Genomic DNA, 12708 nt, shown 5'->3' on the forward strand with positions numbered 1-12708 from the left:
ATCTTTCGTCCCGAAATCCGGCTTCCGCTGCTTCGCGAGGATTCCATGAAGATCTGCATCTACGGCGCCGGCGCAATCGGCGGATATCTCGGGGTTCAGCTCGCGCGCGCGGGCGCCGACGTCAGCCTCGTCGCACGCGGCGCGCACCTTGCCGCGATGCGCGAGCGCGGCCTGACGTTGCTCGCGGGCGAGGAGAAGCACACCGTGCATCCGCGCTGCACCGACGATCCCGCCGAGCTCGGTGTGCAGGACTACATCATCATCACGCTGAAGGCGCACTCGATCACCGGCGTGATCGAGACAATGCAGCCGCTGCTCGGACCCCACACCCGCATCGTCACCGCCGTCAACGGCATCCCCTATTGGTACTTCTACAAGCACGGCGGCCAATACGAGAATTCGACGCTGGAGAGCATCGACCCCGGCGGACGGCAGTGGCGCGAAATTGGCGCCGAGCGCGCCATCGGTTGCATCGTCTATCCCGCCACCGAGATCGAGGCGCCCGGCGTGATCCGTCACGTCTACGGCAACAACTTTCCGCTCGGCGAGCCCTCCGGCGAGATCACCCCGGACGTGCAACGCCTCGCCGATCTCTTCGTCGCAGCCGGGCTGAAGGCGCCGGTGCTCGACCGCATCCGCGACGAGATCTGGCTCAAGCTGTGGGGCAATGTCTGCTTCAACCCGATCAGCGCACTCACCCATGCAACGCTCGACGTGATCTGCACCGATCCGGCCACTCGCGCGCTGTCGCGCGCGATCATGATGGAGACGCAAGGCATCGCCGAAACGTTCGGCGTCAAATTCCGCGTCGACGTCGAGCGCCGCATCGAAGGTGCGCGCAAGGTCGGCGCGCACAAGACCTCGATGCTCCAGGATCTCGAGCGCGGCCGCCCGATGGAGATCGACCCGCTCGTCACCGTCGTGCAGGAGATGGGCCGCCTCACCGGCGTCGCCACCCCCGCCCTCGATTCAGTGCTGGCGATGGTGACCCAGCGCGCCCGCATTGCCGGTCTCTACGACGGCATCCCGACCCCATCGGATCCGCGCGCACTGGCGGTGGCGTGATGGCTGGCGAGATCAAACAATGGCTCCGCTTCCGGAATAGCGGTGCGACCGGCTTCGGCACGCTAACGTCGTCGGGTATCAGCGTCCATGAGGGCGAGATGTTTGGCCGCCATGCAGCCACCGGCAAGACGCTGGCGCTGTCGGAGGTCGAACTGCTCGCGCCCTGCGTGCCCAGCAAGATCGTCGCGCTCTGGAACAATTTTCATGCACTCGCGGCCAGGCTCAACCAGCCCGAGCCACCGGAGCCGCTCTACCTCCTGAAGGCCACCACCAGCATTACGACGCCAGGCGCGGTGATCCGCCGTCCCTCTTATTACGATGGCAAGACCACGTATGAAGGCGAGCTCGGCATCGTCATCGGCAAGACCTGTGCCCGGGTGTCGCCGGCGGAAGCGGACAGCTTCATCTTCGGCTACACCTGCGTCAACGACATCACCGCCAACGACATCCTGACCAGCGACCCGACCTTCCCGCAATGGGCACGGGCCAAAGGCATCGACGATTACGGCCCGTTCGGCCCCGTCATCGCGACCGGTCTCGATCCGGTCAGGCTGGTGGTCCGCACCATCCTCAACGGTGCGGAGCGACAGAACTATCCGATATCGGACATGATCTTCACCGCGCAGGAGCTGGTCAGCAGGATCTCCCACGACATGACCCTGCTCCCCGGCGACCTCATTGCCGTCGGCACCTCGGTCGGCGTCGGCGTGATGAAAGAGCCGGTGAACATTGTGACCGTCGCGATCGACGGCATCGGCGAGCTGACCAACGAGTTTCGGCTGTAGCTTCTCTCTCCGTCATGGCCGGGCTTGTCCCGGCCATCCACGTTCTGTTGGCGCGGAGGCGCGTGGATGCCTGGGACAAGCCCGGGCATGACCAGCGCCCTGAACGTCTGCCCCCAACACGGGAAACGCGCCTCTCCCCCTCCACCGATCGGCTGACGCATTCAGCCGTGGATCGTGAGGCCGGACCTATCCAGCAAGCTCCCGCCGCCCTTGATCTCGGTTCCGCTCTCCAATAGCAATTATGGCGATAATGTGCCGGCGTGAGGAAGTCACGATGTGGCTGTTTTTCCTGGTTGCCTGGTTTGTTCTGCTCACTGCCATCGCGATCTTCGCCCAGCAGGCGCTCGGTTACGATGTCGGCCACCTGCCTGCCTGGTTCGGAGGCCTGCCCGTCCCGCAGCGTGTTGCGACCGGCGCGATCCTGGCCTTGGCGTTGGCACTGATCGGCGCCTCCGCCTGGCGGCTCTCGCGCCAGGACCGGCGCCTCGACACATTGCGCGACCGCCTCAAGAAGACCCGCGAGGACGTGGTCGTCGCCCACGCCCTGCAGAACCACCTCGACGCCACCGTCCAGCACCTGATCGAGAGCGATCCCCGGGAGGCCGTTTCCGCCCTGCACGACAAGCTGGGCGAGACCGAGCAGCGCGCCCTGCTGCAGCGGGGCCGCAACGAATCCACCGACATGCACGACCAGCTCGCCGAAATCCGCCGCCGCCAGCAGGAATTGCGCGATATGGTCGGCAAGATCGCCGAGCAGCGCCGCGCGGTCGAGCCGGTTTTCACTGAGATCCGCGACCGCCAGAACCAGCTCGAACGCTCGCTGCACGACCTCGAGACCGACGACCGCAAGAACAACCTCGCCGACCGGCTCAAGGACATCGCGGGCGACGTATCGACGCTGCTGTCCCGGGTCGGCGCGGTCCAGGACACCTTTGCGACCCTGAACCAGTACAAGGACGATCTAGCGAAGTCCCACGCTGAGCTGGTGCCGCTGCGCGCGTCGGACGCTGGCCTCAATGCGTTGATCGGCGAGCTGAGCCTCAGCCATGAGCGCCTCGCCAAGAGCGTCGACGAGCTCGAAACCGGCGGCGAAGCACCGCTCGGCGCCCGCGTCGAGACGCTGTCGAAGAACAAGATCGAGATCGAGCAGCGCCTGGCCCGCATCGACGACAGCTTCCACATCCTGAAAGGCATCGGGCTCGACTTCGAAGAGCTCGGCGAGCGCCGGGCCCAGCTCGAACGCTCGCTCGCCCGTGTCGAGATCGACGCCGAGGGCAAGACGCTTGCCGACCGCCAGAATGCGTTGAACGATTTTGTTCTCCAGTCGCGCCAGCGCCTCGGTGCGTTACAGGAAACGCTGGCGACGCTGAACGCCTTCAAGACAGAGCTGTCGAAGTCGCAGGCTGACCTCGTCCCGCTGAAGGCGCCCGTGTTCGGAATCGAGGCCATGATCGCGGACGTCGGCACGACGCACGACCTCCTCGCCAAAACCGTCGGCGAGATCGAGGCAAACGGCGACGTCACCCTCGCCTCGCGCGTCGACGCGCTGACCAAGAGCAAACGCGAGGTCGAAGACCGCCTCGCCCGCATCTTCGACAGTTTCAACGCGCTCGACGGTTTGCGAAAAGACATCGGCGGCATCTTCTCGACGATCAGGAACAGCCTGAACGGGATCGGGTGAGGCCGAGTCGCGTAGGCTGGGCAGAGCGCGCCGAAACATCCAGACACATCACATCTCCGCGCGGCCGGCAGATGCCGCCAACATGTCGCGCCGATGCCGCACTGTGGACGCATTCGGCCGCCCTTCTGTGAGGCGTGTCTGGGGGCACGGCGGTGCCGTGTTTGGACCAAACCTTCTAGGGGTATGACTGTGAAGAAGATTGTATTTGTCGTGGGTGCTACGCTTGCTCTGGTAACGGTCGCGAATGCCGCGGATCTGCCGCGCCGGCAGCCCGTTCCCGTCTATTCGGAGCAGGCGCCGATCGGCAAGATGCCGATTGGCAAGAGCCCGGTTGGAAAGGCCCCGATCGGCAAGGCGCCCGGCCCCGTCGCAGCGCGCTACTGACGCGTTAGCGAAATACCCGCAGAAGCAAGCGTAGACTCTGCGTGAGTGGCCGACAGTCGAGGGGCACAGCGTGACGAACAAACCTGATCGATCGGGACCCTGCATCCTTGCGGGATTCGCGCTCGCGGCCATGCTCGCGTGTACGACACCTTCGGCCTCGGCCCACGAAGCGAACAAGCGCGTTGCTGACGCAAACGCGCTTGCCACGACCGACACCGTATCACGGCCGGCGCCATCGACCCGGCGCCCGGTCGCGCGCGCGGAAAAAGGTCCGTACTACGTCGATTTCCGCGCCCGCACGGCGGCGAGCTGGGGCCACGCCTTCGTCTGGTACGGCAAGACCAGCGAGCGCGCCGTCGAAGTGGCAGGGCTCACGCCCGCCGGCGACACCTGGGCCTATGTGCTTGGTCACCTCACCTGGGTGCCGGCGGAGACCGGCGCGAGCTACGGCGATCTCGACCCGGAGTATCTGACCGCGAACTACCGCGTATATCTGAACGAAGCCGACGCCAAGCGCGTGTTTGCCTATATCAAGAAATTGCAGGCGAGCTCGCCGGTCTGGAACGCCGAGACCACCAATTGCACCGGCTTCATCGGCGACATCGCCGAGTACATGGGATTGAAGGTCCCCTACCGCTGGCAGCGCCCCGAAAACTTCGTCAACAGCCTCAAGGAAATGAACGGCGGCCGCCAGATGGTGCGGCTGTCGACGGAATAGCCCGGCAGGGTTCGCCCGTCGGGCAAAACAGCCGCACAAATTTCGCGCGCCGCCTGTCAATCCCCGTCTGCCAAAATATTCCACTTTACCGAAATTCGGATTTGGCGCACCTACGACACACCCTGACCCGGGACAAGGGGCGGATCGCGATCGTCACGGACCGCGGGTGGGGCAGCGATGGACGCGACGGCGTCGGGCGCGGCGAGCCTTGCAGGGCGGGAAACCGTGAGCACAGGCTTTCGCGCCTACGACACGGCGCCGACAGCGTCTTCGCATGGCTTCGGGTGCGAGCACACGCCAGCTCCCGAAGACCCAGCGAGGACGTGCGCGGACGGCGAAGTCGTGTGGTCCTGACGCCCGGGGTCTGTGCGTCAAGTCCTGTGGTGATGCGTGCTGCCCGACCGGGCGCTTGCATCAGCCATCTGCGGGGCGACGGGGGCAATAGTGCATCGCTCCCCGGGGAGAGCACGAAGTAAGCCGTAAACCACCGCGCAGGGAAGGCCGGGCGATTGGCTGACCTGTGGTCCACCCCGTGTGCATTCTTCTGGCGCACGGACTTGCGGGTGCCAGCGGGCGCCCGGCCTTCCCTGCGCCCTTGTCACGACGAGGGCGATGCGATCAGGCAAAGCTCGGGCGAAATGCGCCGCGAGGATGCGAAGATGCGTCTGCTGTTTGCAAGTCGGATCGAGATTGATCGGAAGATTGTGCGTCCGTGCCCCGGACGCAGCGCAGCATCCCCCGGCAGAGCGAAGCATCGTCCGGTTCGACGGTGCGCTGCAGAGCCGGCGCCCATCTTTCAGAGCGCTCGCTGGGCATGGGTCGCGGCTCTGCGCGGCAACGCGAAGAGGCGTTGCAGCGCGTCCGGGACACGAGCCCGCGTCAATTATCCGCCTCACGGAATCCCCCCACTCCCCGCATGATCGCCCCGCCTCCACCGCACGCCCTCGCAATAGACTTTTCCCGACCCGGGCGGCATCCTGCCGGCATCGACCGATAAAAGAGCGCCACGCAAGCGGGGAAACAGATCATGCTGCAGACACGGTTCACCAAGCTCGTCGGAGTCGAGCACCCGATCGTCCAGGGCGGCATGCAGTGGGTCGGGCGCGCCGAGCTGGTCGCCGCCGTCGCCAATGCCGGCGCGCTCGGCTTCATCACGGCGCTGACCCAGCCGACACCGGAGGACCTCAGGAAGGAGATCGCCCGCTGCCGCGATCTCACCGACAAGCCGTTTGGCGTCAACCTCACCATCCTGCCCGCAATCAAGCCGCCGCCTTATGCCGAATATCGCGCCGCCATCATCGAGAGCGGCATCAAGGTGGTCGAAACCGCCGGCAACAAGCCGCAGGAGCATGTCGACGAGTTCAAGAAGCACGGCGTCAAGGTCGTGCACAAATGCACTAGCGTCCGTCACGGGCTCTCGGCCGAGCGCATGGGCGTCGACGCCATCTCGATCGACGGGTTCGAATGCGCCGGCCATCCCGGCGAGGACGACACCCCCGGCCTGATCCTAATCCCGGCCGCCGCCAACAAGATCAAGATCCCGATGATCGCCTCCGGCGGCTTTGCCGACGCCCGCGGCCTCGTCGCCGCACTGGCGCTCGGCGCCGAAGGCATCAACATGGGCACCCGCTTCATGGCGACCAAAGAGAGCCCCATTCATCAGCTCATCAAGGAGAAGATCGTGGCCAATGACGAGCGCGAAACCGAGCTGATCTTCCGCACCATGCGCAACACCTCCCGCGTCGCCAGGAACGAGATCTCGACCAAGGTCGTAGCGATGGAGAAGGAAGGCGCCAAGTTCGAGGACATCCGCGAACTCGTCGCGGGCGCCCGCGGCAAGATGGTCTACGCGACCGGCAACTCGGACGAAGGCATCTGGTCGTCGGGCCAGGTCCAGGGCCTGATCCAGGACATCCCGACCTGCGCGGAACTGATCTCCCGCATCGTGCGCGAAGCGGAGGCCATCATCCGCAGCCGGCTCGAAGGCATGATCGTTCATCCGACAGCGCAGGCTGCTGAATAATCACTGCAAGAAGCGAGAGCAATTCATGAAGGCTTATGTCTACGGCCCTGGTGGCGCTACGATTTCCGACGTCGCTCAACCAAAGCCTGAAGGCACGCAGGTGCTGGTCCGGGTCCGCGCCTGTGGCCTCAATCGCGCCGACACCGGCATGCGCAAGGGCCACGCCCATGGCGCGGCCGGCGGCGCCGGCACCGTGCTCGGCATGGAATGGGCCGGCGAGGTCGCCGCGCTCGGACCGGATGCCAAGGGCCTCAAGGTCGGCGACCGCATCATGGGCTCGGGCGGCGCGGCGTTTGCCGAATACACGCTGGCCGATCACGGCCGGCTTTTCCACGCGCCCTCGAACATGAACTTCGAGGAAGCCGCCACCCTGCCCGTCGCACTCGCGACCATGCACAACGCCGTCGTCACCATCGGCGGCGTGCAGCCCGGGCAAGCCGTGCTGATCCAGGGCGCAAGCTCCGGCGTCGGCCTGATGGCGATGCAGATTGCGAAGCTCAAGGGCGCCAGGCTCGTGATCGGCTCCTCGACCGATGCTTATCGCCGCAGCCGGCTGAAGGAGTATGGCGCCGATCTTGCGGTCGACTCCTCTGACCCCTCATGGGTCGACGAGGTGCTGAAGGCGACGAACGGCGAAGGTGTCGACCTCATCGTCGACCAGGTCTCGGGCAAGGTCGCGAACCAGAACCTCGCGGCGACCAAGGTCAAGGGTTGCATCGTCAATGTCGGCCGGCTCGGCGGCACCCATGCCGATTTCAACTTCGACCTGCACGCGGCCCGCCGCATCGATTATGTCGGCGTCACCTTCCGCACCCGCACCGTCGCGGAGGTCCGTGAGATTTTTGAGGAGGTCCGCAAGGACATCTGGGGCGCCGTCGAGTCGCGAAAGCTGCAGCTGCCGATCGACAAGGTGTTTGCCTTCGACGACATCGACAAGGCCTTCGAGCACATGGAGGCCAACAAGCACCTGGGGAAGATCGTCGTGACGGTGTAGTGGCCGCGACGACCAGAGAGAGCGGCAGCGCACCAGTCTCTCCACTCGTCATGGCCGGGCTTGTCCCGGCCGTCCACGTCTTTGTCGCTCCGAAGAACGTGGATGCCCGGGACAAGTCCGGGCACGACGGAGTTCACCTGCTCCTGCAACTCACTAGCGTCTACGCCTGTGGATCGTCGCTTGATGTTCACCCGCGGCTTGCTAAATCCCCGCCATGAGCTCCCAACACAACAAGACCTCAGTCGCAGCGATCTCGATATTCGCCAGCGGCGGCATGGCGGCGGCCAAGTTCGCGGTCGGGATCGCGATCGGCTCGCTGGCGCTAATCTCCGAGGCGCTGCATTCGTCGATCGACCTGGTCGCCACCATCATCACCTGGGCGGTGGTGCGGGTGTCCGACAAGCCGGCGGACGAAGAGCATCATTACGGCCACGGCAAGCTCGAAAGTGTCTCGGCACTGGGCGTCACCGCCCTGCTCTACGTGCTCGCCGGTGGAATCCTGGTCCAGTCCTACAGCCATCTCCGAGAGGGAGTTGCGCCGCCGACGATCTCCGCCGTCCCTTTCGTCGTGCTGGTGATCGACATCGCCGTCAATTTCTGGCGCGCCCGTGCCCTGCACCGTGCCGCACGGGAGACCAGGAGCCAGGCGCTCGCCGCCGATGCGCTGCATTTCGCCTCCGACGTGATGGGCTCGTTCGCCGTGATCGTGGGCCTGATCCTCGCCGGCCTCGGCTTCTGGTGGGGCGACGCGGCTGCCGCCGCCGCAGTGGCCGTGATGATCGCCCTGCTCGGCCTGCGCATGGCCGGCTCGACCGTGCAGACGCTGGTGGACCGCGCTCCGGAAGGCGCGCATGAGACGGCCACGGCCGCGATCCGCAGCGTGCCGGGCGTGATCGACATCGAGCGGCTCCGCGTGCGCATGGTCGGTGCCACCACGTTTATCGACACGATCGCAAAGGTGCCGCGGACCTACCCCATCGACCGGGTCGAGGACATCAAGCGCAACGCGCAAGCAGCCGTCGAGACGGCCTTCGGCGATACCGACCTCACCTTCACCGCAGTCCCCGTGGCGCGCGACAACGAGACCGTGCGCGACCGCATCATGGTCATCGCCCACAATTCGGGCCTCGCCATCCACCACGTCACCGTGCACGATCTCGGCGCCAAGCTGATCGTCAGCATCGACCTCGAGGTCGACGGGGGGATGCAGCTCTACGCCGCCCATGACGTCGCCAACACGCTGGAACGCAACATCCAGGAAGAGTTCGGCGCAGATGTCGAGGTCGACGTCCACATCGAGCCGCTGGAACCGGAACTGCCGTTCGGGGTCGATGCCGAACCGGAACGGGTGCGGGCCATCGCCGCAGCCTTGACGGAATATGCCGCCAGCGGCGAGATCCACGACATCCATAATGTTCGCGTCCGCAACACCGACGCCGGCGAGATCGTGAATTTCCACTGCCGCGCCGAGCCGTCGATGAGCGTGATCAAGGTGCACGAGCATGTCGATGCGATCGAGCGCGCGCTGCGGCGCGCGTTCCCGAGCGTGAAGCGCGTCATCAGTCACGCCGAACCGCCGCGCGCGTGACAGAGAATGTGCGAGGAGTCACACGTTCTCGTTTCGGACTCGCCGCGCACGTAAGTTTGCGGACGCACGACGCACAAACTGCGCGTTGGATAAGAATAAATTCGCGTTAACGATTCGTTGACTCTCGACAGCCCGCGAAATCTGGATTCAAATCGACCATGATTCGGAAGCGATGTGGGGCTGCTTCCGAAGTCCAGTTGCAAGCAGGTTTCCAGGGGGCTTTAGGCATGTCGCGTGCAGACGCCGCGAACGCGTGCGTCCAATCCGATTCGATCAAAGGATTGGCGCAATCGATCGCGAAACCTGCCTATCATCGGCTCCTGATAGCGGAGCCTGCGCTGCGCCGCGCCGTGCCGACGCTCATCATCGCATTCCTGATCACGATCTGCCTCGGCGCGTTCGTGCAGGTCGTCGACCAGACGCGCCAGAAGCGGCTGGTGATCCGCCACGACATCTCGGCGCTCGCCGACCTGCTCGCCGAGCGTATCGACCGCCTCACCTCCGGGCGACAGGAGCGGCTGAAGAACATCGAGAGCCTCCCGGCGTTGCTGCCCGACCTCATTCCAACCTGGGGCACCGCCTCGGGCCGCCACGTCATCGTCACCTCGGCTGGAATCGACCGCCGCATCCTCGCTCGCATCCCGATCGACAGCGATCCCTCGGGCAACGACCGCCTGCTCGACGCAATCACGACGGCGCAACTGCTGGCGGCACCGCCGCGCGACGACAACATCTCCGATATGACGCTGCCGAACGGCAACGCCGCAATGGCGACCGCGCGGCAGATCAAATCGTTGCCCGGCTTCGTGACCGTGATCCAGGAGCGCAACGAGCCGATCTGGGGCTCGGACGCCGCGCTATCGGTGACGCTGTCGGCCACCACCGGCTTCGTGGTCCTGATCCTCGGCTTCGCCTTCCACTGGCAGTCCACCCGTGCCCGCGAGGGCGACCTGATCAACGACGCCGTGCGCGGCCGGATCGACACCGCGCTCAACCGCGGCCGCTGCGGGCTGTGGGACTGGGACCTGTCGCGCGGCCGCATCTTCTGGTCGCAGTCAATGTTTTCAATGCTCGGCCTCGACGGCCGCAACGAGCTCCTCACCTTCGGCGAGGTCAACGCGCTGGTGAAGTCCGACGACATCGACCTGTTCGAGATCGCCGACCAGCTCATCTCCGAGAAGATCGACCACATCGACCAGACCTTCCGCATGCAGCATGTCGACGGCCACTGGATCTGGCTCCGCGTCCGCTGCGAGAAGACCAGCGGCGCGACCGATTCCAGCGTTCACCTGATCGGGATCGCGGTCGACATCACCGAGCAGAAGAGCCTCGCCGAGCGGACCGTGGAAGCCGATTTGCGCCTGCGCGACGCGATCGAGACCATTCCCGAAGCCTTCGTCCTGTGGGACGCCAGCGACCGCTTGGTGCTCTGCAATTCGCACTTCCAGCGCCTGCACAAGCTGCCCGACAGCGCCGTCATCCCCGGCACCTCCTACGAGACCGTGCTGGAGGTCGGCCGCATGCCGGAGGTTCGCACCCGGCACAACGAGACTGCGAGCCAGGGCCCCGGTGCGCGGACCTTCGAGGCGCAGCTCGACGACGGCAGCTGGCTGCACATCAGCGAGCGCCGCACCAAGGACGGCGGCTACGTCTCGGTCGGCACCGACATCACCCGCATCAAGGAGCACGAGCAGAAGCTGGTCGACAACGATCTACGCCTGCGCGCCACCGTCATCGACCTTAAGCGCTCGCAGGCAGCCCTGGAGCGCCAGGCGGGCGAACTCGCCGATCTCGCCGAGAAATACCAGCGCGAGAAGACCCGCGCCGAGGAAGCCAACCAGACCAAGTCGAAATTCCTCGCCAATATGAGCCACGAGCTGCGCACGCCGCTGAACGCGATCATCGGCTTTTCCGAAATCATGGGCTCGGGCATGTTCGGCGAGCTCGGCTCGGAGAAGTACCAGGAATACTGCCACGACATCCTGACCAGCGGGCATTACCTGCTCGAAGTCATCAACGACATCCTCGACATGTCCAAGATCGAGGCCGGCCGCATGAAGCTCGACATGGAAGAGCTCGACCTGGCGCAGACGCTGGCGGAATCCCTGCGGGTCGTCACCGGCCGCGCGCAGGACAAGCACCTGACGCTCGACGCCGACATCGCAAAGTCCATCTCCGTCGTCGCCGACCGTCGCGCCACCAAGCAGATCATCGTCAATTTGCTCTCCAACGCCGTGAAGTTCACGCCCGACGGCGGACGCATCGTGGTGCGCAGCCGGCAGCTCGACGACAGGATCGTGCTGATGATCGCCGACACCGGCATCGGCATCGCGCCGCATTCGCTGGCGCGGCTCGGCCGCCCCTTCGAGCAAGTCGAGAGCCAGCTCACCAAGACCTATCACGGCTCGGGACTGGGGTTGGCGATCGCCCGCTCGCTGGCGCAGCTTCATGGCGGCTCGATGCGGCTGCGCTCCAAACTCGAGGTCGGCACCGTCGTGCGCGTCACCCTGCCCCGCAACGCGATCAAGTCGGCGTCCGGAATATCGGCCGCGGCCTGAATTCTACGATTGCAGCGACGGCGCGACTTCTCGCGCGACATTGACCAGCGCCGCGATCAGCGGCGTCATCGGATCACGCTGCGGGATCACCATGCCGATGCTGTAATTGACATCGGGATCGATGATCGGGATCGAGCGCACCGTATCGGACAGGCCGAGCGTCTCGGCGAGCTTGGCCGGCATCACGCTGGCCCAGCGCCCCGTCTTCACATGCGTGAACAGCACCAGCAGCGAATTCGAGGTCAAGGTCGGCGTCGCCTCGGCGCCGACCGAACGTAACGCGCGGTCGATGATGCGGCGGTTCTGCATGTCGCGCGTCAGCAGGCACAGCGGCACCTGTCCGACCTCCCGCCACGTCACCGTCTCGCGATCACCGAACATTCCATCCGGCGCGGTGAGCAGACGATAGCTCTCGCTGTAGAGCGGAATGGTGCGCACCTTGCCGATCGGCTCGTTCTCGATATAGGTCAGGCCTGCATCCACCTCGAGATTCTCGAGCAACCCCAGCACCTCGGATGAGGTGGTGGACTGGATGCGGAAACGCACCTCGGGATGCCTGGCGCGGAACGGCGTCGTCAGCGCAGCGACCATACCGAGCACGGTCGGGATTGCCGCAATTCGGATCTCGCCGGAGAGCTGATGCTTCAGCCCGTTGATCTCGTCACGCATCGCGCGGGCATCGCCCACGATCCGCCGCGCCCAATCCAGCGCCCGCTCGCCTTCCGGCGTAAAACCCTGGAAGCGGGAGCCGCGCTGGACCAACATCACGCCGAGGATCTCCTCGAGCTGCTTCAGCCCGGTCGACATCGTCGGTTGCGTCACGCCGCACATTTCGGCGGCCCGGCCGAAATGCCGTTCCTTCGCCAGCGCCAGCAATAGTTCAAGCTTGTCGAGCAACCGTTCGTTCCCTCG

10 protein-coding genes are annotated in these 12708 nt (G+C 65.4%); 9 read left to right on the forward strand and 1 reads right to left on the reverse strand.

Annotated elements, in window-relative coordinates; all coding sequences use genetic code 11:
- The first annotated feature begins 45 nt into the window (after positions 1–45).
- The 9 genes from IVB07_RS25460 (at position 46) to IVB07_RS25500 (ending at position 11796) form a co-directional block, all read left to right on the forward strand.
- On the forward strand, positions 46–1065 hold the full coding sequence (locus tag IVB07_RS25460) for a 2-dehydropantoate 2-reductase (protein WP_018458572.1): 1020 nt from the start codon (positions 46–48) through the stop codon (positions 1063–1065).
- Positions 1065–1850 (forward strand): fumarylacetoacetate hydrolase family protein, encoded by a 786-nt coding sequence (locus IVB07_RS25465; RefSeq protein ID WP_204510720.1) that lies wholly within the window; start codon positions 1065–1067, stop codon positions 1848–1850. The genes IVB07_RS25460 and IVB07_RS25465 overlap by 1 nt, the downstream gene beginning before the upstream one ends.
- Positions 1851–2124: 274 nt before the next feature.
- The gene (locus tag IVB07_RS25470; protein ID WP_018458570.1) at positions 2125–3531 is read left to right on the forward strand and encodes a hypothetical protein; all 1407 of its coding nucleotides are present in this window, start codon (positions 2125–2127) and stop codon (positions 3529–3531) included.
- A 183-nt stretch (positions 3532–3714) separates the two neighbouring features.
- Complete coding sequence (locus tag IVB07_RS25475; RefSeq protein WP_007608336.1) at positions 3715–3915, forward strand: hypothetical protein; 201 nt, start codon at positions 3715–3717, stop codon at positions 3913–3915.
- 70 nt (positions 3916–3985) lie between these two features.
- Positions 3986–4633, forward strand: a complete 648-nt coding sequence (locus IVB07_RS25480) for a hypothetical protein (RefSeq protein WP_085352311.1) — start codon at positions 3986–3988, stop codon at positions 4631–4633.
- 1027 nt (positions 4634–5660) lie between these two features.
- Positions 5661–6656 (forward strand): nitronate monooxygenase family protein, encoded by a 996-nt coding sequence (locus IVB07_RS25485; RefSeq protein WP_247363426.1) that lies wholly within the window; start codon positions 5661–5663, stop codon positions 6654–6656.
- 25 nt (positions 6657–6681) lie between these two features.
- Positions 6682–7650, forward strand: coding sequence for a zinc-binding dehydrogenase (locus tag IVB07_RS25490; RefSeq protein WP_018458567.1), 969 nt, complete (start codon positions 6682–6684; stop codon positions 7648–7650).
- 214 nt (positions 7651–7864) lie between these two features.
- Positions 7865–9238: a cation-efflux pump gene (locus tag IVB07_RS25495; RefSeq protein ID WP_085362399.1), complete on the forward strand. Its 1374-nt coding sequence runs from the start codon at positions 7865–7867 to the stop codon at positions 9236–9238.
- A gap of 227 nt (positions 9239–9465) precedes the next feature.
- Positions 9466–11796: a PAS domain-containing sensor histidine kinase gene (locus tag IVB07_RS25500; RefSeq protein ID WP_018458565.1), complete on the forward strand. Its 2331-nt coding sequence runs from the start codon at positions 9466–9468 to the stop codon at positions 11794–11796.
- A 3-nt stretch (positions 11797–11799) separates the two neighbouring features.
- Here the strand turns inward: IVB07_RS25500 and IVB07_RS25505 are convergent, their stop codons facing one another.
- Positions 11800–12693, reverse strand: coding sequence for a LysR family transcriptional regulator (locus IVB07_RS25505; protein ID WP_247766730.1), 894 nt, complete (start codon positions 12691–12693; stop codon positions 11800–11802).
- Positions 12694–12708 lie beyond the last annotated feature (15 nt).

This window comes from Bradyrhizobium sp. 172, assembly GCF_023101065.1.
Taxonomy (GTDB): domain Bacteria; phylum Pseudomonadota; class Alphaproteobacteria; order Rhizobiales; family Xanthobacteraceae; genus Bradyrhizobium; species Bradyrhizobium canariense_D.